General features: G+C 71.0%; 20 protein-coding genes. 12 read left to right on the top strand and 8 right to left on the bottom strand.

The genetic code is table 11. The features are described 5' to 3' along the window. Positions 1–99: 99 nt before the first annotated feature. Positions 100–1,560 carry an aminopeptidase P family protein gene (locus tag ABZV77_RS25830; RefSeq protein WP_356261247.1) on the top strand — a complete coding sequence of 487 codons (1,461 nt, stop codon included), beginning with the start codon at positions 100–102 and terminating at the stop codon, positions 1,558–1,560. 81 nt (positions 1,561–1,641) lie between these two features. On the opposite strand, the gene ABZV77_RS25825 is transcribed toward ABZV77_RS25830, so the two are convergent. Continuing rightward, positions 1,642–3,072, bottom strand: coding sequence for an MFS transporter (locus tag ABZV77_RS25825; protein ID WP_356261244.1), 1,431 nt, complete (start codon positions 3,070–3,072; stop codon positions 1,642–1,644). Continuing rightward, on the bottom strand, positions 3,072–3,599 hold the full coding sequence (locus tag ABZV77_RS25820; RefSeq protein WP_356261242.1) for a carboxymuconolactone decarboxylase family protein: 528 nt from the start codon (positions 3,597–3,599) through the stop codon (positions 3,072–3,074). Before ABZV77_RS25820 ends, ABZV77_RS25825 begins: the two co-directional genes overlap by 1 nt. A 47-nt stretch (positions 3,600–3,646) precedes the next feature. On the opposite strand from ABZV77_RS25820, the gene ABZV77_RS25815 reads away from it, so the two are divergent. Next, entirely contained in the window at positions 3,647–5,086 is a 1,440-nt protein-coding gene (locus ABZV77_RS25815; protein ID WP_356261239.1) for a PLP-dependent aminotransferase family protein, read from the top strand. A gap of 68 nt (positions 5,087–5,154) precedes the next feature. Then, the gene (locus ABZV77_RS25810; RefSeq protein WP_356261237.1) at positions 5,155–5,670 is read left to right on the top strand and encodes a nitroreductase/quinone reductase family protein; all 516 of its coding nucleotides are present in this window, start codon (positions 5,155–5,157) and stop codon (positions 5,668–5,670) included. Between the two features lie 28 nt (positions 5,671–5,698). On the opposite strand, the gene ABZV77_RS25805 is transcribed toward ABZV77_RS25810, so the two are convergent. Then, a complete protein-coding gene (locus ABZV77_RS25805; protein ID WP_356261234.1) occupies positions 5,699–6,175 on the bottom strand; it encodes an ATP-binding protein in 477 nt (158 codons plus the stop codon). 261 nt (positions 6,176–6,436) lie between these two features. Between ABZV77_RS25805 and ABZV77_RS25800 the strand changes: the two genes are divergently transcribed. The 9 genes from ABZV77_RS25800 (at position 6,437) to ABZV77_RS25760 (ending at position 16,555) form a co-directional block, all read left to right on the top strand. Further along, complete coding sequence (locus ABZV77_RS25800) at positions 6,437–7,336, top strand: hypothetical protein (protein ID WP_356261232.1); 900 nt, start codon at positions 6,437–6,439, stop codon at positions 7,334–7,336. 190 nt (positions 7,337–7,526) lie between these two features. Further along, positions 7,527–8,261 (top strand): YcnI family protein, encoded by a 735-nt coding sequence (locus tag ABZV77_RS25795; RefSeq protein ID WP_356261229.1) that lies wholly within the window; start codon positions 7,527–7,529, stop codon positions 8,259–8,261. A gap of 89 nt (positions 8,262–8,350) precedes the next feature. After that, a complete protein-coding gene (locus tag ABZV77_RS25790; RefSeq protein WP_356261227.1) occupies positions 8,351–9,013 on the top strand; it encodes an SCO family protein in 663 nt (220 codons plus the stop codon). Continuing rightward, the gene (locus ABZV77_RS25785; protein WP_356261224.1) at positions 9,010–9,555 is read left to right on the top strand and encodes a copper chaperone PCu(A)C; all 546 of its coding nucleotides are present in this window, start codon (positions 9,010–9,012) and stop codon (positions 9,553–9,555) included. Before ABZV77_RS25790 ends, ABZV77_RS25785 begins: the two co-directional genes overlap by 4 nt. Before the next feature lie 14 nt (positions 9,556–9,569). Beyond that, complete coding sequence (locus ABZV77_RS25780) at positions 9,570–11,546, top strand: copper resistance protein CopC (RefSeq protein WP_356261222.1); 1,977 nt, start codon at positions 9,570–9,572, stop codon at positions 11,544–11,546. A gap of 14 nt (positions 11,547–11,560) precedes the next feature. After that, the gene (gene efeB, locus ABZV77_RS25775; RefSeq protein WP_356261220.1) at positions 11,561–12,808 is read left to right on the top strand and encodes an iron uptake transporter deferrochelatase/peroxidase subunit; all 1,248 of its coding nucleotides are present in this window, start codon (positions 11,561–11,563) and stop codon (positions 12,806–12,808) included. 97 nt (positions 12,809–12,905) lie between these two features. After that, entirely contained in the window at positions 12,906–13,841 is a 936-nt protein-coding gene (pheA, locus tag ABZV77_RS25770; protein ID WP_356261218.1) for a prephenate dehydratase, read from the top strand. Positions 13,842–14,456: 615 nt separating this feature from the next. Then, complete coding sequence (gene serS / locus ABZV77_RS25765) at positions 14,457–15,734, top strand: serine--tRNA ligase (protein ID WP_356261216.1); 1,278 nt, start codon at positions 14,457–14,459, stop codon at positions 15,732–15,734. Continuing rightward, complete coding sequence (locus tag ABZV77_RS25760) at positions 15,731–16,555, top strand: HAD family hydrolase (RefSeq protein ID WP_356261214.1); 825 nt, start codon at positions 15,731–15,733, stop codon at positions 16,553–16,555. The genes serS and ABZV77_RS25760 overlap by 4 nt, the downstream gene beginning before the upstream one ends. 275 nt (positions 16,556–16,830) lie before the next feature. Here the strand turns inward: ABZV77_RS25760 and ABZV77_RS25755 are convergent, their stop codons facing one another. From ABZV77_RS25755 to ABZV77_RS25735, 5 genes are all read right to left on the bottom strand, one after another. Then, on the bottom strand, positions 16,831–17,040 hold the full coding sequence (locus ABZV77_RS25755) for a hypothetical protein (RefSeq protein ID WP_356261211.1): 210 nt from the start codon (positions 17,038–17,040) through the stop codon (positions 16,831–16,833). Between the two features lie 96 nt (positions 17,041–17,136). After that, positions 17,137–17,856 (bottom strand): ABC transporter permease subunit, encoded by a 720-nt coding sequence (locus ABZV77_RS25750; protein WP_356261208.1) that lies wholly within the window; start codon positions 17,854–17,856, stop codon positions 17,137–17,139. An 11-nt stretch (positions 17,857–17,867) separates the two neighbouring features. Next, the gene (locus tag ABZV77_RS25745) at positions 17,868–18,779 is read right to left on the bottom strand and encodes an ABC transporter ATP-binding protein (protein ID WP_356261205.1); all 912 of its coding nucleotides are present in this window, start codon (positions 18,777–18,779) and stop codon (positions 17,868–17,870) included. Continuing rightward, the gene (locus tag ABZV77_RS25740) at positions 18,776–19,693 is read right to left on the bottom strand and encodes an ABC transporter permease subunit (protein ID WP_356261202.1); all 918 of its coding nucleotides are present in this window, start codon (positions 19,691–19,693) and stop codon (positions 18,776–18,778) included. Before ABZV77_RS25740 ends, ABZV77_RS25745 begins: the two co-directional genes overlap by 4 nt. After that, positions 19,683–20,699 (bottom strand): ABC transporter ATP-binding protein, encoded by a 1,017-nt coding sequence (locus ABZV77_RS25735; RefSeq protein ID WP_356261617.1) that lies wholly within the window; start codon positions 20,697–20,699, stop codon positions 19,683–19,685. Before ABZV77_RS25735 ends, ABZV77_RS25740 begins: the two co-directional genes overlap by 11 nt. Between the last annotated feature and the right edge of the window lie 189 nt (positions 20,700–20,888).

Here is a 20,888-nt window from a genome sequence, read left to right as displayed (position 1 = left end):
GCTCCGGGCACGCTGTGTAAGTGGCCTTCCGGCCCTGGGACCCCTTCCGTACGCCCGTACGATGGAGGACGGCCCAGTGTCGTACATAGGAGGCAGATCGTGTCGGAGGCGCTCAACCCGGAGACCCCGGAAGAGACCGAAGAAGAGCCGATCAAGCAGCGCAAGAACGGCCTGTACCCGGGCGTTTCCGATGAGCTTGCCGAGAGCATGAAGTCCGGCTGGGCCGACACCGAGCTGCACGACCTGCAGCCGATCGCGCAGGCCGAGCACACCGCGGCCCGCCGTGCCGCGCTCTCCGCGCGCTTCCCGGGCGAGCGTCTGGTGATCCCTGCCGGGAACCTGAAGACCCGCTCGAACGACACCGAGTACGCCTTCCGCGCCTCCGTCGAGTACGCCTACCTGTCCGGCAACCAGACCGAGGACGGCGTCCTGGTCCTGGAGCCGACCGCCACGGGTCACGACGCGACGATCTACCTGCTGCCCCGCTCCAACCGCGAGAACGGCGAGTTCTGGCTGGACGGCCAGGGCGAGCTCTGGGTCGGCCGCCGCCACTCCCTCACCGAGGCCGAGAAGCACTACGGCATCCCCGCTTCCGACGTGCGCGAGCTCGCCGACAAGCTGCGCGAGGCCACCGGCCCGGTCCGCGTCGTGCGCGGCTACGACGCCGGTATCGAGGCGGCCCTGACCGACAAGGTCACCGCCGAGCGCGACGAGGAGCTGCGCGTCTTCCTCTCCGAGGCCCGCCTGGTCAAGGACGAGTTCGAGATCGGCGAGCTGCAGAAGGCCTGCGACTCGACCGCCCGCGGCTTCGAGGACGTCGTGAAGGTCCTCGACAAGGCCGAGGCCACCAGCGAGCGCTACATCGAGGGCACGTTCTTCCTGCGCGCCCGCGTCGAGGGCAACGACATCGGCTACGGCTCGATCTGCGCCGCGGGCCCGCACGCCACCACCCTGCACTGGGTGCGCAACGACGGCGCCGTCCGCTCCGGCGAGCTGCTCCTGCTCGACGCCGGTGTGGAGACGCACTCGTACTACACCGCGGACATCACGCGGACGCTGCCGATCAACGGCCGCTTCAACGAGCTCCAGAAGAAGATCTACGACGCCGTGTACGAGGCCCAGGAGGCCGGTATCGCGGCGGTGCAGCCGGGCGGCAAGTTCCGCGACTTCCACGACGCCTCGCAGCGTGTGCTCGCCGAGAAGCTGGTCGAGTGGGGCCTCGTCGAGGGCCCCGTCGAGCGCGTCCTGGAGCTGGGCCTGCAGCGCCGCTGGACGCTGCACGGCACCGGCCACATGCTCGGCATGGACGTCCACGACTGCGCCGCCGCGCGCACCGAGGCGTACGTGGACGGCACGCTGGAGCCCGGCATGTGCCTGACGGTCGAGCCCGGCCTGTACTTCCAGGCGGACGACCTGACCGTGCCCGAGGAGTACCGCGGCATCGGCGTCCGGATCGAGGACGACATCCTCGTGACGGCGGACGGCAACAAGAACCTGTCGGCCGCGCTGCCGCGTACGTCCGATGACGTCGAGGCGTGGATGGCGCAGCTCAAGGGCTGAGCCGGAGCCGCATTCGACTCGTAGTACGGCGAAGGGCCGGTTCCCCCTGGCGGGGGACCGGCCCTTCGGCGTTCGATCGCCTCACCGCGCCGCCCGGCGGGGGAATCCCAGCGCCACCAGGGCCGTCAGGGCGATGCCCGCCGTGGCGACGAGGAGTGCGGCGCGCGTGCCGTCGGCCGTGGCCGCCGCCGAGGCGTCCTCGCCGAGGCCCGCGATGCCGACCAGGACCGCGAGCCCCACCGCGCCGCCGATCTGCTGGGCCGTGGATGCCATGCCCGATGCGATGCCCTGCTCGTGGCCCGCGATGCCCGCGGACGCGGCGCCGAACATCAGGGTGTAGCCCGCCCCCTGGCCGAGCCCGAGGATCAGGAAGCCGGGGACCAGTGCGGCGTACGAGCCTTCGGCGGACATCGCCGAGGCCACCAGGGCCGTGCCCGCCGCGCCCAGGGCCAGGGCGCCCGTCATGGCGGTGCGGGTGCCGAGGCGCGTGGTGATCCGGCCCGCGAGGAGCGAGCCCGCGGTGATCGCCACCATCGGGACGAGGTAGGCGAGGCCGGTGCGCAGGGCGCTGTAGCCGAGCACGTGTTGGAAGTAGAGCGTGAGGAAATAGGCGAGGCTGCCGATCGTCGCCATGAAGAGGAACGTCACTGCCATGCCGGTGCGCAGGCCACGGCCGCGCAGCAGCCGCAGCGGCATCAGGGGGTCGCGGGTGCGCGCCTCGACGAGGAGGAACGCGGCGAGCAGGGTCGCGCCCGCCACCGCCGGGAGGACGACGGTCGCCGACAGCCAGCCCGAATCGGGTCCCTGGACGAGGGCGAAGACGAGGCCGGTGACGCCGAGCGTCGAGGTCAGCGCGCCCGGCAGGTCGATGCGGCGGCCCGCGCGGGCGGCGGTGTCCGGGGCGATGAGGCGGACCGCGGCGACCACCGCGATCAGGGCCAGCGGCACGTTGACGTACAGGACCGAGCGCCAGCCGAGGAGCTCGGTGAGGACGCCGCCGAGCAGGGCGCCCACGATGAGGCCGCTGCCGCCCGCCGCGCCCCACACCGAGAAGGCGCGGTTGCGCTCGCGGCCCTCGGCGAAGAGCGTCCCGACGAGGGTGAGGGTCGCGGGGAAGAGGAACGCGCCGCCGATGCCCTGCACCGCGCGGGCCCCGATCAGCAGACCCGGACCGGTGGCTAGGGCGCCTGCGAGCGACGAGACCCCGTACAGGCTCAGGCCGAGCACGAACATCCGGCGCGGCCCGAACAGGTCGCAGGCGCGGCCGCCGAGGAGCAGGAAGCCGCCGAAGGCGACGGCGTACGCGCTGATGACCCACTGCAGGTGCTGCGCGGAGAAGCCGAGGCCGCTGCCTATCTGGGGCAGCGCCACATACACGATGTTGTAGTCGACGGAGATGATCAGTTGGGCGAAGGCGAGGAGGGCGAGGGTCGCGGCGCTCGCCGTGCGGCGAGCGGGGGCCGGGACGGCGGCCGGGCGCGGGCCGACCGCCGTCTCCATGGAGGTGGCCATCAGTGGGCCACCCGCTCGTCCTCGCCCGCGACCTTGGCGGTGCTCAGGGCGATGCGGTTCCAGGTGTTGATGGTGAAGATCAGGGCGAGGACGCGGGCCAGTTCGGCCTCGTCGAAGTGCCGAGTGGCCTCTACGTAGACGTCGTCCGGGATGCCGCCCTGCGACACGAGGGTGACCGACTCGGTCAGGGCGAGGGCAGCCTGCTCCTTCTCCGTGAAGAAGTTACGGGCCTCGCGCCACACGCCGATCATGTGCAGCCGCGCCTCGTCCTCGCCCGCCTTGCGGGCGTCGGAGGTGTGCATGTGGAGGCAGTACGCGCAGCCGTTGAGGAGCGAGGCGCGGATCTGGATGAGCTCCACCAGGGCCGGGTCGAGGCCGTCGCGGGCGGCGGCGTCGAAGCCGATGAGGGCCTTGAAGGCCTTGGGGGCGGCCTTGGCGAAGTTGAGGCGGGGGGCGGTGGTGGAGGCGGCGGTGGAGGCAGTGGAGGCGGCGGTGGCGGTCTGCGTGGCGTTCGTGTTGTTCGTCATGACTATGAATCTAGGCCCCTGAAAGACCTCGGGTAGGGTGCATTTTCATGCCGGAATCATGGGTCAATTTGGCAGAGCGCATCGGCAGTGACCTGCATGTGGACCTGTCAGGTCCCGGCAGCCGCCGCGCCGTTCTCATCCGTGCGCTGCGGGACGCCGTGCGCGAGGGCAGGCTCGCCCCTGGCACCCGTCTGCCGCCCTACCGCTCGCTCGCCGCCGACCTCGGCCTGGCGCGGAACACGGTCGCCGACGCCTATGCCGAACTGGTCGCCGAGGGCTGGCTGACGGCCCGGCAGGGCTCGGGGACGCGGGTGGCGGAGCGGGTGCGGCCGCCGAAGCGCCCGCGCAAGCCGAAACCCGCCCCCGCCCGCCCAGAGGCGCCCGCGTACAACCTGCGCCAGGGCACACCGGACGCCTCCTCCTTCCCCCGCGCCGCCTGGCTCGCGGCCGCGCGGCGGGGTCTGAACGCCGCGCCCAACGAGGCGTTCGGGCCCGGCGATCCGCGCGGCCGCGTGGAGCTGCGCCGGGCGCTCGCCGACTATCTGACGCGGGCCCGCGGGGTGCGCGCCGACCCCGAACGCATCGTGGTCTGCTCCGGGTTCGCGCACGCGCTGCGGCTGCTGTTCGCGGGAGCGCGCGGCGCGGGCGGCGGGGTGCTGCGCGGGCCGTTCGCCGTGGAGTCGTACGGGCTCGGGTTCCACCGCGAGATCCTGGCGGACTCGGGCGTACGGACCGTTCCTCTGGGCCTCGACGAACAGGGCACGCGCGTGGCGGAGTTGGCCGATGCGCCACGCGCGCGTGGTGTCCTGCTCACGCCCGCCCACCAGTTCCCGACCGGCGGTCCCCTGCACGCCACCCGGCGCGCGGCGGTCGTCGACTGGGCGCGCGGCAGCGGCGGCCTCGTCCTTGAGGACGACTACGACGGGGAGTTCCGTTACGACCGCGAGCCGGTCGGCGCCGTGCAGGGCCTGGACCCCGAACGGGTCGTCTATCTCGGCTCGGTCAGCAAGAGCCTGTCCCCCGCGGTGCGCATCGGCTGGATGGTCCTGCCCGAGCAGCTCGTCGACGGCGTCCTCGCGGCCAAGGGGGAGCGGGAGGCGTGGGCGAGCGTCCTCGACCAGCTCACGCTCGCCGACTTCATCGCCTCCGGACAGTACGACCGGCACATCCGCCGGATGCGGCAGCGCTACCGGCACCGCCGCGACCGCCTCGTCACCGCCCTCGCCGAGCGGGCCCCGCACATCACGGCCACCGGCATCGCGGCGGGCCTGCACGCGGTGCTGCGGCTGCCGCCGGGGACGGAGGCGTCCGTGGTCAAGGCGGCGGCCTGGCAGGGGATCGCGCTGGACGGCCTCGCGGCGTTCCGTCATCCGCGGGCGACGATGCCCGCGGGGGACGGGCTCGTCGTCGGTTACTCGACTCCTACGGAGCACGCGTACGGGGCGGCGCTGGAGGCGCTGCTGCGGGCGCTGCCGCCGTCCTCCTGAGAAATAAGCGCGGTCCAGTGATCGTTGAGGGCGATTGCCGTACCGGACGACACAGGGGGAAACGGGTCATGAGCAGCACGAACAGCACCGCGGGGACACGCGGCGACGACCGGATCAACGACGACGGGGTCGACAACGCCAGCCCCTTCAACCGCCGCGTCATCGAGGAGTTCCGCGCGAACGGGGGCCAGGTGGGCGGGCCCTTCGAGGGCGCGAGCCTCCTCCTTCTGACCACGCGCGGCGCGAAGAGCGGACTGCCGCGGACGACTCCGGCGGTCTATCTGCCGGACCCCCCGGCGGCGGCCCCGGACCCCGCGCGCGGCCGCCTGATCGTCTTCGCCTCCAACGGCGGCTCCGAGAAGGCCCCCGGCTGGTACCACAACCTCGTCAAGGACCCTTCGGTCGTCGTCGAGGTGGGCGGCGAGCGGTACGAGGCCCTGGCCACGCCCGTCGACGCGGGCGAGCACGACGAGCTGTGGCGCCGCCAGATCGAACGCGACCCGAACTTCGCGGAGTTCCGGGAGCGCGCCCCGCGCACGATTCCGGTGATCGCGCTGACCCGTGCGGGTCATACCTCCGGATGAGTCGTCGTGCCGCTCTGAAGACGAGCCCTCATGCCGTCAGCAGCGGCATCATCAGCGGCGCGTCCTCGCGCCACTTGAGGATCTTGTCGAAGCTGATCACCGCTCCGCCGCCCCTGCCCGGCTTGTTGCCGAGGTGGACGTGGTCGGCGAGTTCTTCGATCAGGCACAGGCCCCGGCCGTGTTCGTCCGTCTCCGTGGCGGCGGGCCGGGGCGCCGGACAGCCGTGCGACGTCCCGGGGAAGCCGGGCCCGGAGTCGGTCACCTCGATGCGGCACTTCTCGCCGTCCAGGTAGGCAGTGACCCGGTATCCGCCCGGCGTGCCCCCGGGCGCGCCCGCACCGCCGTGCTCGACGGCGTTGGCACACGCTTCGCTGAGGGCGACCGACAGGTCGTAGGAGACGTCCGGGTCCACGCCCGCGGTCTCCATCGCGCCGATCAGCAGACGGCGGGCGAGCGGGACGCTCGCGGCTTCGCGCCGCAAATGGAGAGACCACCAGATGCTCATGCTCCAGCCTCCTGGCTGCGGCTCGACATACCGATACCTATTGCCGCCCGCGCACCCGAATAAGCGCCCGATGGACGTGATGCCGCCCATACGGCGGATGCGCACCCGCCGCCACTCGGTGTAGGAGGGCGCGGCGAGGACGGCCGTGCGTGCCCCGTCCATGCCCGCCCATGCCCGCCCATGCCCCACCTATCACCTGGAACAGGACCTTCCGGACCTGCCGTGTGCCCGGGGTGGGCCCAGTGCGATGATGGCCCGGCCATGACTGCCCCCCATCAGCGCCAGCCGCGCGACGGAGCCGACCTCCGGCTGCTGAGGGCCGCGACGTTCGCCGCGGTCTGTGTCGTGCTGTCCGCCGGGGGCCATGTGCTCGCTTCCTGCGTCACCGTCCCGCTGTGGACGCTGGGCGCGGGCTTCGTCGCCGTCCTCGCGGTCGCGCTGCCGCTCGCCGGGCGGGCCCGCTCGCTGCCCGGCATCGCCGCGCTGCTGGCGGCCGGACAGCTAGGCCTGCACGCCCTGTTCGGCCTGGGCCAGCACGGCACGGCGTCGGCGACGACCGCCGTGAGCGGTGACGCGTCGCTGGTGGAGCGGGCCGCGCGCCTGGTCTGCGGGGCGGGCGCCGCGACGATCACGCCCACGCAGGCCCACCGGATCCTCACCACCGCCGGGCTCGGTCCCGGCGGAGCGGCCGGTTCCGGAACGGGTCGGTCCGCGGGACACCAGCACGGCAGCTCCGCCGCCTCGGCCGCGGACACCGCGCTGGACTCGATGACGACCGGCACGACGGGCAACGGCGGCATGGGGTCGATGGCCCACATGGGGCTCGTGCCCTCCCTGCCGATGCTCATCGCGCACGTCCTCGCGGCCCTCGCCGCGGGCTGGTTGCTCCGCCGCGGCGACATCGCGCTGCTCCGCCTCGTCCGGCTCGCCGACGGGGCGCACGGGGTCGCCGAAGGGGCTCTCGTACGTTCCCTGCGCTCGGCGCTCACGCTCGTACACGCCCTGCGGGCAGGTCTGCCGGGCGCGCCCGAGACGGCCGGACCGCGGGCTCCCCGCACCGCGCTGCTCGTACCGCCGAAGCCGCGCACGGTCGCGCTCGAAGACGCGGTGATCAGGCGCGGCCCTCCGGCCCGCGCCCACGACGTCGAACTCGCCGCCTGACGCGACACACTCCACACCGCAGTACGGAGAAGCACTCCACACCGCTGTACGGAGGGGTCGCTCGGCGCGCACGCGCGCGTGCCCGCACGGCCGCGCTCCCCCCTCGTATCCCGTACTTCGCATCCCGTACCCGGCACGGCGTCCCGCACCCCGGGCCGGTCACCACTGACGAAAGTGGAGTGTTCCTGTCATGAAGATGTCCCGTATCGCCGCCGTCGGCACCGTCGCCGCCTCCGCCGTTCTCGTGCTCTCGGCGCCCGCGTTCGCGCACGTCAGCGTCTCGCCGGAGGGCCAGGCCGCCAAGGGCGGTTACGCGACGGTCAACTTCAAGGTGCCCAACGAGCAGGACGACGCGTCGACCAACAAGGTCGAGGTCGCCTTCCCGAGCGACCACCCGCTCGCCTCCGTCATGACGCAGCCCGTCCCCGGCTGGACCGCGAAGGTCACCAAGACCAAGCTCGACAAGCCGCTGGAGATCCACGGCGAGAAGATCGACGAGGCCGTCTCCAAGGTCACCTGGACCGCCGACGGCAAGGGCATCCAGCCCGGCACCTTCCAGAAGTTCCCGGTCTCCATGGGCCAGCTGCCCGAGGACGCCGACGCGATCGTCTTCAAGGCGATCCAGACGTACGACAACAAGGACGTCGTCCGCTGGATCGAGCCGCAGCAGAAGGGCCAGGAGGAGCCGGAGCACCCGGCGCCCACCCTCGAACTGACCGCCGCGGAGGACGAGCACGGCGCCACGTCCGACACCGCGAAGGCCGACGACAAGGCCGATGAGTCCGGCAAGACCGAGAGCGCCTCGTCGGACTCCTCCGACAGCAGCGACACCACCGCGCGCGTCCTCGGCATCGTCGGCATCGTCGTCGGCGCCGCGGGCGTCGCGTTCGGCGTGCTCGCCGGCCGCCGCCGCGCCACGAGCTGAGCTGTCGGCTGAGCCCCCTCGGGGTGCACCGGCGCGGCACACGGCCGCCCCGGTGCACCCCGGCCCCCTCACATCTGGGACATTTTCGTATGCGCACGAAGAGCACCAACAAGAAGCTCGCCGCCGCCGCTCTGCTGGCCGTGGCCGCCCTCACCCTGACCGCCTGCGGCGGCAGCGACGACAAGAAGTCGGTCGCCGACGTCTCCGTGGAGTCCGACTCGGGCAAGGCCGCCACGGTCCTCGACAAGCCGTACAAGAAGCCGAACCTGGTCCTCAAGGACACCCACGGCAAGAAGTACGACCTGCGCGAGGAGACCAAGGGACAGCCCACGCTGATCTACTTCGGCTACACGCACTGCCCCGACGTCTGCCCGCTGACGATGAACAACATCGCGGTCGCCAAGAAGGCCCTGCCCAAGGCCGACCAGGACAAGCTCAAGGTCGTGTTCGTCACCACCGACCCCGAGCGCGACACCCCTGCCGAGCTCGGCAAGTGGCTCAAGGGCGTGGACGCCGACTTCGTCGGTCTGACCGGCGACTTCGCCACCATCCAGGCGGGCGCCCGCCAGCTCGCCATCAGCATCGAGCCGTCCAAGAAGGACAAGAACGGCAAGATCGTTTCGATGCACGGCACGCAGGTCCTCGCCTTCTCGCCGAAGAGCGACGCGGGATACGTCCTCTACGGAGAGGACGCCACCGCCGGCGACTACACCAAGGACCTCCCCAAGCTCCTCAAGGGACAGAACCCGTGAACCACCGCACCACCCAGCACCGCGCACTCGCAGGCGGGGCCATAGCGCTGGCCGCCGTCCTCACCCTCGCGGGCTGCAACGACGACTCGGACTCCGGCTCCGGGAACACCGCGAAGAAGCCCGAGATCAAGGTCAGCGGGGCCTACGTCCCCGAGCCCACCATGGACGACATGGCGGCGGGCTTCCTCACGCTGACGAACGACGGCGGCGCCGACAAGCTCACCTCCGCCACCAGCGACGCCGCGGGCTCCATCACGCTGCACAGCACCAAGGGCGGCGCGATGAAGGAGGAGAAGACCTTCGACGTACCGGCGAACGGCAAGCTCGCCTTCGTCAGCGGCGGCAACCACCTGATGCTGGAGAAGCTCAAGCACAAGCCGAAGAAGGGCGAGAAGGTCGCCCTGACGCTGCACTTCCAGAAGTCGGACCCGATCACGGTCGAGGTGCCGGTCAAGGAAGCGACGTACAGCCCGAAGCAGCACGGCGACGCCACCGCCTCGCACGACTCGAACGCCTCACACACGTCGCACAAGTCGCACTGAGGGACGGACCGTTGATGCAGACCATCGCTCCCCGCTCCAGGATCCCCGGCTTCGGGAGAGTTCCCCGGACCGGCACCGCTCCCCGCCTCTGGCGGCTCCTTCTGGTGCTCCTCGCCGCGACCGGCGTCTTCTTCGGCGGCGCCGCGCCCGCGTCCGCGCACGCCGCGCTGACCGGCAGCGACCCGAAGCAGGGAGCGGTGGTCGACCGGGCCCCCGACCAGGTGAAGCTCACCTTCTCGGAGAAGGTCGCCATGTCGGACGGCTCGGTGCGGGTGCTCGACCCGTCCGGCAAGCGCGTCGACACCAAGAAGACCACCGACCTGGGCTCCAACACGTACGGCGTGCGGCTCCGTCCCGGCCTGCCCGACGGCACCTTCACCGTCGCCTACCAAGTGGTGTCCGCCGACAGCCACCCGGTCGCGGGTGCCTTCACGTTCTCCATCGGCGCGCCCTCCGACACCAAGGTCGCGCTGCCCGACCAGGAGGCGGGCGGCGGCCTGGTCGGCGCGCTCTACGACATCGCGCGCTACTTCTCGTACGCCGGGTTCATCCTGCTCGTCGGCGGCGCCGCGTTCGTCCTGGGCTGCTGGCCGCGGGGCGCGGGGGCGCGGCCCGTGCAGCGGCTCGTGACGGCGGGCTGGGTCACGCTCACCGCCTCCACCCTTCTCCTGCTGCTCCTGCGGGCCCCCTACACGGACTCCGGAAAGCTCGCGGACGCCTTCGACATGGGCAAGCTCGGCGACGTCCTCAACACCAAGACGGGCGCCTCCCTGGTCTCCCGGCTGCTGCTGCTCGCCGCCGCCGCACTGTTCATCGCGGTGCTCTTCGGCGCGTACGTGAAGCGTGAGGGGCCCGGTCAGGCCGCCGAGAAGAAGGACCTCACCTTCGGGCTCGCCATCGGCGGCACCGTCGTGGCCCTCGGCATCGCGGCGACGTGGGCGATGGCCGAGCACGCCTCGACCGGCATCCAGTCCGGCATCGCGATGCCCGTCGACGTGCTGCACCTGCTGGCCGTCGCCACCTGGCTGGGCGGGCTCGCGGCGCTGCTCGTCGCGCTGTTCCGCACGACCGCGGTGGACGCCTCGGCCGTGCAGCGGTTCTCGACCGTGGCGTTCACCAGCGTCTGCGTGCTGGCCGCCACCGGCACCTACCAGGCGTGGCGGCAGGTCGGCTCGTGGTCGGCGCTGACCGGCACCTCGTACGGGCAGCTGCTCCTCGTCAAGATCGGCCTGGTCGCCGTCCTGGTGGGCGTCGCCTCCGTCTCGCGGCGGTGGACCGGGCGGATCGCCACCGAGGCGAGCGGTCCCGCCCCGGAGTCCGAGGCCGCAGTGGTCGTCGAGCAGCGCGCGAAGCAGACGTCGAAGAAACCCCAGAAGAAGCCGGTCACGGTGCCTGCCGCCGCCCAGGGCGCGGACGACACCGAGCGCTCCGCCCAACTGGCGCGCCAGCAGGCCGCCATGGACACCGCGCGCGACAAGCGCATCCGCGACGCCGATCCGCACCGCTCGGGCCTGCGCCGCTCGGTGCTCGCCGAGGCGGGCATCGCCGTCGTCCTGCTGGGCGTGACGACGTTCCTGACCACCACCGAGCCGGGCCGCACCGAGGAGGAGGCCGCCAAGGCCACATCCGCGGCGGCCGCGCAGCGCTCGGGCCCGCTCCAGCTCAAGGTGCCCTTCGACACGGGCGGCACCGACGGCAAGGGCACCGTGCAGCTGGACCTCGACCCCGGCCGCAGCGGCAGCAACACCCTGCACATGTATGTGAAGCGCCCCAACGGCAGCGCTTTCGACGTTCCCGAGGTGAAGGTCTCCTTCACCAACGAGTCCAAGGACGTCGGCCCGCTGCCCGTCGCCCCGGACCACATCGCCACCGGACACTGGAGCGCGAACGGCGTGCAGATCCCGATGGCAGGCAATTGGAAGATCGCGGTGACGGTGCGGACCTCCGACATCGACCAGATCACCGTGAAGAAGAACGCGCAGATCGGCTGAACGGAACAACCACCATGGCGGACAACGGGATTTCCAGGCGGCGGCTGATCGGTACCGCGGGCGCGACGGGCCTCGCACTCGGCGCGGCGGGCGGCGCCGTCGGATACGCGGCGGCGCCCTCGGACGCCGCCGCGGGCTCCGCAGGATCGTCGACGGCGGAGCTGGCCTCCCTGGGCGCCGATCGGGTGATGTTTCACGGGAAACATCAGCCCGGCATCACCACGCCGCTCCAGTCCCGTGGCCATCTGATCGCCTTCGACCTGGCGGCGGGCGCGGGCCGCAAGGAGACGGCGGCCCTGCTGCGCCGCTGGTCGGCGACGGCCGAGCGGCTGATGGCGGGCGAGCAGGCCGACGGCAGGGACACGGCCGTCGCCCGGGACGCGGGGCCGTCCTCGCTCTCCGTCACCTTCGGGTTCGGCGCTTCCTTCTTCTCCCGCACGGGCCTGGAGAAGCAGCGCCCGTCCGCTCTGGACCCGCTGCCCGACTTCTCGTCGGACCACCTCGACAAGGCGCGCAGCAACGGCGATCTGTGGGTGCAGATCGGCGCGAACGACCCGCTCGTCGCCTTCCATGCGCTGCGCGCGATCCAGCAGGAGGCGTCGGGGACCGCGCGGGTGCGCTGGCAGATGAACGGTTTCAACCGCTCGCCGGGCGCCACCGCGCGGCCGATGACGACCCGCAACCTGATGGGCCAGATCGACGGCACGAACAACCCGAAGCCGTCGGAGAAGGACTTCGACGAGCGGCTCTTCGTGCCCTCCGAAGGTGACCCGTCGTGGATGGCGGGCGGCTCCTACGTAGTCGTGCGCCGCATCCGGATGCTCCTCGACAACTGGGAGGAGCTCGGCACGAAGGCGCAGGAGGCGGTGATCGGGCGGCACAAGTCGGACGGCTCGCCGCTGACCGGCGGCACGGAGACGACCGAGCCGAAGCTCGACAAGACCGGCCCGGACGGCAAGGTCGTCATCGCCGCCAACGCGCACGCCCGCATCACCCGTCCCGACCAGAACGGCGGCGCCGCGATGCTGCGCCGCCCGTTCTCGTACCACGACGGCTTCGACGACAAGGGCGAGCCCGACGCGGGGCTGCTCTTCGTCTGCTGGCAGGCGGACCCGATGCGCGGCTTCGTGCCGGTGCAGCGCAAGCTCGACCGGGGGGACGCCCTGTCGGAGTTCATCCGGCACGAGGCGAGCGGCCTCTTCGCGGTGCCGGGCGGGGCGGGGAAGGGCGAGTACGTGGGGCAGCGGCTGCTGGAGGGGTAGGGGGCCCGCTGCTGGAGGGGTAGGGCGCCCGCTGTGGGCGGGCGCCGCTCCGTGAGACGCGTGAGCCGCGCCACGTCGGGCCCATTAGGGTGACGGTATGTCGGCGACGCGCTATACGTACCTGGGCCCCGAGGGCACTTTCACCGAGGCGGCTCTCCGTACGCTGCCCGAGGCGGCGGCCCGGGAGCTCGTCCCGATGGTCTCCGTACCGGCCACGCTGGACGCGGTCCGCAGCGGCGAGGCGGCGGCCGCGCTGGTGCCGATCGAGAACTCGGTCGAGGGCGGCGTCACCACCACCGTCGACGAGCTCGCCAAGGGCGACCCGTTGATGATCTACCGCGAGGTCGTCCTGCCGATCGCCTTCGCACTCCTCGTGCGGCCCGGCACGCAGCTCAAGGACATCAAGACGGTGACGGGCCACCCGGTGGCCCAGCCTCAGGTCCGCAACTGGCTGTCCACTCATCTGCCGGACGCCCTGTGGGAGTCGGCCGCCTCGAACGCGGACGGCGCCCGGCTGGTCCAGGAGGGCCGCTTCGACGCGGCCTTCGCGGGTGAGTTCGCGGCGGCCACGTACGGCCTGGAAGCGCTGGTCAGCGAGATCCACGACGCGGCGAACGCCGAGACCCGCTTCGTCCTGGTCGGCCGCCCGGCCCGCCCGGCCGCGCCGACGGGCGCCGACAAGACCTCCGTCGTCATCTGGCTGGGCGACGACCACCCCGGTGCGCTGCTCGAACTGCTCCAGGAATTCGCCGTGCGCGGCGTCAACCTCATGCGGATCGAATCGCGGCCCACGGGCCAGGGCATCGGCAATTACTGCTTCTCGGTGGACACCGAGGGGCACATCACGGACCGCCGCGTCGGTGAGGCCCTGATGGGGCTGAAGCGGATCTGCCCGCAGGTGCGGTTCCTCGGGTCGTATCCGCGGGCGGGGGTGGCCACGGAGGACGTCCGGCCGCTGCGGCCCGGCACGACGGACCGCGAGTTCATGGCGGCGTCGGACTGGCTCACGCGCTGCCAGGACGGCCGTTTCTAGCCAGGCCCTACGGTCCTACCTGCAGATTTACGTTATCCACAGAAGTTATCCACAGGTGTGCGTCTCGACCTGGGGACAAGTCGACAACGAAGCACGACATGGTCGACAAATCGGCCCACAGCGCCCAACTCCATCCACAGCCCTGCACGTCACCCCTCGTCCACTCTTTTCCATTGATCAACTCTTTGGGGCGAGGTATTTCCACTCGAAAGTGGGTGTGCGGGTGGTTTGGGAAGGGAATCCCTGGGTGCACGAAGGGCTATCGGAATGGGATGTTCCGGCATCCACAGATCTTTCGCACACCCTGTGGATAACCGTCCGGAGCCCCTGGTTCCTGTGGACAACCGCGGTGGACAAGCGGCCCAAGTCCCGCTCCGCACAAGGGGTTCGAGTCAAGGCCGCGGGTGCGCTCTGCCCCATTTCGGGGAATGGCGCCCTTTTTATTGACCGAAGACCGAGACGTGTGCGGCAAGGCTTTTCCGGCCGTATCGGCGCCATGCCGATCTTGATTCGGAGCACTGGACTCCGGAAATTCATATCCCGGCAAAACGGGCATACGGTACACAATGGAATATCGAGTCGTGGGCCGGAAGCGGGCGACGGTAGCCTTGAGGGGTGATTGACCTTCGCCTGCTCCGTGAGGACCCCGACCGTGTTCGCGCCTCCCAGCGCGCCCGTGGAGAGGACGTCGCGCTTGTCGACGCCCTGCTCTCCGCCGACGAGCGGCGCAGGTCCTCCGGCCTCCGCTTCGACGAGCTCCGCTCCGAGCAGAAGGCGCTCGGCAAGCTGATCCCCAAGGCCGCGGCCGAGGAGAAGCAGGAGCTCCTGAAGAAGGCGGGCGAGCTCTCCGCCGCCGTCAAGGCCGCGGACGCCGCCCAGGGCGAGGCCGACGACGAGACCAAGCGCCTCCTGCAGCAGCTGGGCAACCTCGTCCACCCGGACGTCCCGGTCGGCGGCGAGGAGGACTTCGTCGTCCTCGACACCATCGGCACCCCGCGCGACTTCGCCGCCGAGGGCTTCGAGCCCAAGGACCACCTGGAGCTCGGCGAGTCGCTCGGCGCCATCGACGTCGAGCGCGGCGCGAAGGTCTCCGGCTCGCGCTTCTACTACCTGACGGGTGTCGGCGCCCTGCTGGAGCTGGCCCTCGTCAACGCGGCGATCGCGCAGGCGACGGAGGCCGGGTTCATCCCGATGCTGACGCCGTCGCTGGTCCGCCCCCGCGCCATGGAGGGCACGGGCTTCCTCGGCCAGGCCGCGGAGAACGTGTACCACCTGGAGAAGGACGACTACTACCTGGTCGGCACCTCCGAGGTCGCGCTCGCGGCGTACCACATGGACGAGATCATCGAGGCCGACAAGCTCCCCCTGCGGTACGCGGGCTTCTCGCCCTGCTACCGCCGCGAGGCGGGTACGTACGGCAAGGACACCCGCGGCATCTTCCGCGTCCACCAGTTCGACAAGGTCGAGATGTTCTCGTACGTCGACCCGGCGGACGCGGAGAACGAGCACCAGCGTCTCCTGGAGTGGGAGAAGCAGTGGCTGACCGGCCTCGGTCTGCCCTTCCAGGTGATCGACGTGGCGACGGGCGACCTCGGCTCCTCGGCCTCCCGCAAGTTCGACTGCGAGGCGTGGATCCCCACCCAGGGCAAGTACCGCGAGCTGACCTCGGCCTCGAACTGCGACGGCTTCCAGGCCCGCCGCCTCTCGGTGCGCATGCGCGACGGCAAGAAGGTGCAGCCGCTCTCTACGCTGAACGGCACGCTGTGCGCCGTCCCGCGGACGATCGTGGCCATCCTGGAGAATCACCAGCAGGCCGACGGCTCCGTGGTGGTGCCCGAGGTCCTGCGTCCGTACCTCGGGGGTCGAGAGATTTTGGAGCCCATCGCCAAGTGAGCCACCCAGCTCCGGTCACGCCCTCCTTCCCGTACAAGCTGGTCGCGACCGACCTCGACGGGACGCTGCTGCGCCCCGACGACACGGTGTCCGAACGGACGCGCCACGCGCTCACCGCGGCCACCGCGGCGGGCGCGGCGCACATCGTCGTCACCGGCCGCGCGGTGCCCTGGACCCGGCACATCCTCGACGACCTCGGCTACGAGGGCATAGCGGTGTGCGGCCAGGGCGCGCAGGTGTACCACGCGGGGGAGCACCGCCTGCTCACCTCGGTGACGCTCGACCGCCAGCTGGCCGGTCTGGCGCTCGCCAAGATCGAGGCGGAGATCGGGCCGCTGGCGCTCGCGGCGAGCCGCGACGGCATCGACGGCGAGGTCCTGGTCGGCCCGGGGTACGCGGTCCAGGAAGGACCGCTGCCCGCGACGCCCTTCACGGACATCGCCGACCTGTGGGCGGCGCCGCTGAACAAGCTGTACATCCAGCACCCCGGCCTGGGCGACGACGCGCTCACCGACGTGGCGCGCAAGGTCGCGGGCGATCTGGTCGGCGTGACCATGGCGGGCGAGGGCATAGTCGAACTCCTGCCGCTCGGCCTCTCCAAGGCCACGGGCCTCTCGCTCGCGGCGCGCCGCCTCGGCGCGAAGGCCGTGGACACGATCGCCTTCGGCGACATGCCGAACGACATCCCGATGTTCGCCTGGGCCGCGCACGGCGTGGCCATGGCCAACGCCCATGAGGAGCTCAAGGCGGTCGCGGACGAGGTGACGACGTCGAACGAGGCGGACGGCATCGCGGTCGTGCTGGAGCGGTTGCTGGGCTGAGGCCTCCTCTGGGGGGGGCGGCCCGCGCAGGGATGCGGATTCTGCGCGCTCGAAGCGGCCGCCCCGGGCAGCTCCCCCGTGTGCGGGACTCCACGGAGCGAGTGACTGCTCCGGAGCCTTCCGCGGGCTGCCCTGATGGGAGCTCGACGGACCCGTACTGACGGTCGCGTCGGCTCCTCTCCCAGAAGGTGAGCGCCAGACGTTCCTGACGCGGTGACACCAACTACTGTGCCTGCGGCCCGACTTCACCGCCACCGAATAAAGGCCCGGGGGGCCTACCTCCGCCGCCACTTCCGGCGCCGCGCCCTGCTGAAGAACCACCCTGCCGGGGGCTCCTCGGACCGCCATGGCTGCGGCTCGGGCGCCCCGCTCCGCCGCCATCGCGCGCTCAGCATGCGCGCTCGCGCGGACGGCTCCGCCGTCTGCGCGGACCTCACGAAGTCCTCGTCCAGGACGGCGTCGTCCCAGTCCTCCACCGATGCCATCGCGGCACCTCCTCGCACCGGTGCGCCCGGTGACAACAGCGCACCCTCCCACCAGTGTGCTGGTGGGAGGGTGAAGGCGCGGTCAAGAGAGGTCGGTCACTCCTCGCCCGCCAGGGTCAGTGAGCGGAGCTTCTGGCCCGCGTACCACGTGGCTGCCGCCGTGACCGCGATCAGGAGGACCGTCGCGACCGGCAGGCCGACGTCCGAGGTGATCAGGTCGCCCTTGCCGACCTTCTGTGCCACGGCGAGGGACCACTGCTGCACGCTGAGGGTGCGCGCTCCGGAGACCAGCGATCCGAAGAGTGCCTCCCACACCAGTGCGTAGACGAGCCCGAAGACCACGGCGTGCCGGGTGATCGTGCCGAGGAGCAGGAAGATCGCGGCGTACGTGATGGAGGCGACGAGTGCCGCGATGGTGTAGGCGATGGCGATCTGCTGGCCGTTGCCGTTGAGGATCATGCCCGCGATGAAGGTGGGGATCGCGGAGAACGCCATGGTCACGGCGATGGCGACGATCAGCTTGGTGAAGATGATCGTGGGGCGCCTGACCGGCTTGGACAGCAGATAGACCACCGAGCCGTCGTCGATCTCCGGGCCGATGGCGCCCGTGCCCGCGATGACGCCGATGATCGGCACCATCGTGGCGAGCGCGAAGCCGCCGAGGACGTCGACGGCCACTTGGTCGTCGGCGCCGCTGAAGCCGCGCACCGCCGCGGAGATGGCGATCAGCAGGACGGGCAGGGCGAAGAGGATGAGTGCCCGGCGGCGGCCGAGCAGGGCCCGGTAGGTGAGCCGGGCGACAGTGGGGTTGTACACGATGGCTCCCTTCAGGCCGCGACGAGGTAGGAGAAGACCGACTCTAGGGACTCGTCGGAGGGCGAGACCGTGAGGAGCCGGATGCCGTGCTCCCGGGCGACCCGGGGCAGCAGCGCGGTGAACCGTGCGAAGTCGACCGCCTGGATGCGCAACGCGCCCTCCTTGAGGTCGACTTCGATGCCGGCCGTCGAGGGGTCGGCGATCAGCGCGGCGGCCAGGGCGCGGTCGTCGCTGGAGCGGATCAGATAGCGGTGGGGCCGGTCCGTCATCAGCCTGCGGATCCTGCGGAAGTCACCGCTCGCCGCGTGCCGCCCGGCGACGATCACCTCGATGTGCGAGGCCAGTTGCTCGACCTCTTCGAGGATGTGCGAGGAGAAGAGGACCGTGCGGCCCTGGTCCCCCATGGTGCGCAGGAGCTCCATCAGCTGCATGCGCTGGCGCGGGTCCATGCCGTTGAACGGCTCGTCGAGCAGCAGCACGGCCGGGTCGTGGACCAGGGCGGAGGCCATCTTCACGCGCTGGCGCATGCCCTTGGAGTACGTGGAGATCTTGCGGTCCTGCGCGTACTCCATCTCGACCGTGGCCAGCGCCTTCTTGGCGGCCCGCTCGTCGAGTCCGTGCAACTCCGCGTTGGCCACGACGAATTCGCGGCCAGTGAGGAAGTCGTACATGGCCTCGCGCTCGGGGACGATGCCGATGTTCTTGTAGATCTGTTCGTTCCGCCAGATCGGCTGGTCGTCGAGGGTGACGCTGCCCGTGGAGGGGGCGAGGAAGCCGCCCATCATGTTGATGAGGGTCGACTTGCCCGCGCCGTTCGGACCGAGGAGGCCCGTGACGCCCGGGCCGATGTTCATGGTGATGTCGTTGACCGCCACCACGTTCCCGAACCAGCGGGAGGTGTGGTCGATGTTGATCGTGCTCACAGCCCGACCTTTCGGTAGCGGCGCATCAGCGCGCCGTAGCAGCCCGCGATGAGGCCGAGGACGACGAGTACGTACACGACGCCCACGCCGGACGAGGGGCCTTCCCCTCCGGGGAAGGCGGAGGTCGCGCCGAGGAAGGCGGTCTGTACGCCGTCGATGAGCGTGATCGGCGAGAAGAGCCCGAGCCAGGTGATGGCGTCGGTGCTGCCCTGGTCGTAGGCGATGGCCTGGACGGTGGACACCGCTCCGTAGGTGATGGTCAGGACGGCGATGACGGCCGCGATGCCGAATCCGCGGCGGGGTGTGATCGCCGAGATGACCAGGGCGATGCCGGAGAAGAGCAGGGAGAGCAGCGCCACGGAGACGAGTCCCTGGGCGAATCCCGCGCTCTGGTCGGCGAAGTCGAGCTTGGCGAGCAGCGCCCCTACGTAGAGCACGAGGAGCGGGGCGGCCGTGAGGACGAAGAGCGCCGAGGTCATCGCGGTGAACTTCGCCAGGACGTAGTCACCGCGCTCGATGGGGCGGGAGAAGTAGAGCGGGACGGTCTTGAACCGCAGGTCGCGGGAGACGGTCTGCGGGGCCTGGGCGGCCAGGAAGAGGCTGATGACGGCCTGCATCACGATCGCGTAGCGCGTGTAGTCCAGGGGGAGGTCGTCGGCCTTGGTGGCCACGGCGACCGCCACCATGATCGCCGCGGGCAGGCACATCACCGCGAAGAGGATCATCGGCAGGACCTTGGACTTGGCGGAGCGTCCGAGGCCGTACGCGCCGCGCAGGCTCTGGGAGAAGAGCGAGCGGCGGGCATAGGCACGGCCGAGTCGCTGCCCGTCGTAGTTCCGGTACCCGATGTTGTGGATGCGGGTGGACTCAGGGGTGCGGGTGGCGTCAGGGGTGCGGGGGGAATCAGTGCTCATCGCGTCGGCCTCCTGTCTGCTGTGCGGCGGCCGCGGTGGCTGCCCAGGCGGCCGCGCGTTCGGAGACGGGCTCCTGGTGCGGCTCGTCCTTGAAGACCTCCGCGATGTGGTGCCTGCGCTGTTCCATCCGGACCAGGCCGAGGCCGAGGTCGGCGACGAGGTCGCGCACGAGGTCGTACGTCTCCTCGCCCTCGGCGGTGAGCAGGATCGTGTGGCCCGCGCCGGGGAGTTCGCCCCCGGTCTCCGTGTCGATGCCGCGCTCCTGAAGCGCGTCGCGCAGCGTGCGGGTGCCGTCGGGGTGGTCGTCGGTGTCCGTGACCTCGACGGCCAGGGTCGTGGTGGTCTGGGTGAAGTCGGTGGTGGAGCTGGACCGCAGGAGCTTGCCGCCGTCGATGACGACGACGTGGTCGCAGGTGCGCTCCAGCTCGCCGAGGAGGTGTGAGGTGACCAGGACGGAGATGCCGAAGTCGGTGTGGACGCGGCGGATCAGGCCGAGCATCTCGTCGCGTCCGACCGGGTCCAGGCCGTTCGTCGGCTCGTCCAGGAAGACCAGCTGGGGGTCGTGGACGAGCGCCTGGGCGAGCTTCACGCGCTGCTTCATGCCGGTCGAATAGCCGCCCATGGGGCGGTAACGCTCTTCGTAGAGCCCGACGTGGCGCAGGGTGTCCGCGGTGCGCTCGCGGGCCGCGGTGGGCGGGAGGCCGGACATGCGCGCCATGTGGACGACGAACTCGGTGGCCGAGACGTCGGGGGGCAGGCAGTCGTGCTCCGGCATGTACCCCACGCGCTCGCGGATCTCGCCGCCGCGGGTGGCGACGTCGAGTCCGAGCACGGCGGCCCGGCCCTCCGTGGCGGGGGACAGACCCAGCAGGATCTTGATCAGTGTGGACTTGCCGGCTCCATTGGCTCCGACGAGTCCGGTCACACCGGGCCCGATGTCCATGGAGAGCCGGTCAAGCGCGGTCACCCTCGGGAACCGCTTGCTCAGGCTTTCGGTCGCGATCACAGTCACGGTTCGACCGTAGTGGCGCACACCACACCGGGGCGTCAGACCAGGGGCTTGCCCTGCCCTCACTCTGGAGTATTACGGGCCCGTAGGGGTCGTCCGGAAGTCGCCCCTTGGGGGTTCTTCCGGACCTTGCCCGCAGGGTTGGGCAGAACTATTGACGTAGCCGCTGGGCATTGTCACATTCAT

The sequence above is a fragment of the Streptomyces sp. NPDC004732 genome (assembly GCF_040609235.1).
GTDB lineage: Bacteria > Actinomycetota > Actinomycetes > Streptomycetales > Streptomycetaceae > Streptomyces.
The sequence above is the reverse complement of the archived record's forward strand: the minus strand, read 5'-3'. Positions and strand labels throughout refer to the sequence as shown.

Coding starts and splice junctions, on each gene's coding strand:
- ABZV77_RS25800 (WP_356261232.1), top strand. CDS start 6,437: ATGACTGCCCCCCATCAGCGCCAGCCGCGCGACGGAGCCGACCTCCGG.
- ABZV77_RS25790 (WP_356261227.1), top strand. CDS start 8,351: ATGCGCACGAAGAGCACCAACAAGAAGCTCGCCGCCGCCGCTCTGCTG.
- ABZV77_RS25805 (WP_356261234.1), bottom strand. CDS start 6,175: ATGAGCATCTGGTGGTCTCTCCATTTGCGGCGCGAAGCCGCGAGCGTC.
- ABZV77_RS25825 (WP_356261244.1), bottom strand. CDS start 3,072: ATGGCCACCTCCATGGAGACGGCGGTCGGCCCGCGCCCGGCCGCCGTC.
- ABZV77_RS25780 (WP_356261222.1), top strand. CDS start 9,570: ATGCAGACCATCGCTCCCCGCTCCAGGATCCCCGGCTTCGGGAGAGTT.
- ABZV77_RS25815 (WP_356261239.1), top strand. CDS start 3,647: ATGCCGGAATCATGGGTCAATTTGGCAGAGCGCATCGGCAGTGACCTG.
- pheA (WP_356261218.1), top strand. CDS start 12,906: ATGTCGGCGACGCGCTATACGTACCTGGGCCCCGAGGGCACTTTCACC.
- ABZV77_RS25795 (WP_356261229.1), top strand. CDS start 7,527: ATGAAGATGTCCCGTATCGCCGCCGTCGGCACCGTCGCCGCCTCCGCC.
- ABZV77_RS25820 (WP_356261242.1), bottom strand. CDS start 3,599: ATGACGAACAACACGAACGCCACGCAGACCGCCACCGCCGCCTCCACT.
- ABZV77_RS25740 (WP_356261202.1), bottom strand. CDS start 19,693: ATGAGCACTGATTCCCCCCGCACCCCTGACGCCACCCGCACCCCTGAG.
- ABZV77_RS25755 (WP_356261211.1), bottom strand. CDS start 17,040: ATGGCATCGGTGGAGGACTGGGACGACGCCGTCCTGGACGAGGACTTC.
- ABZV77_RS25810 (WP_356261237.1), top strand. CDS start 5,155: ATGAGCAGCACGAACAGCACCGCGGGGACACGCGGCGACGACCGGATC.
- efeB (WP_356261220.1), top strand. CDS start 11,561: ATGGCGGACAACGGGATTTCCAGGCGGCGGCTGATCGGTACCGCGGGC.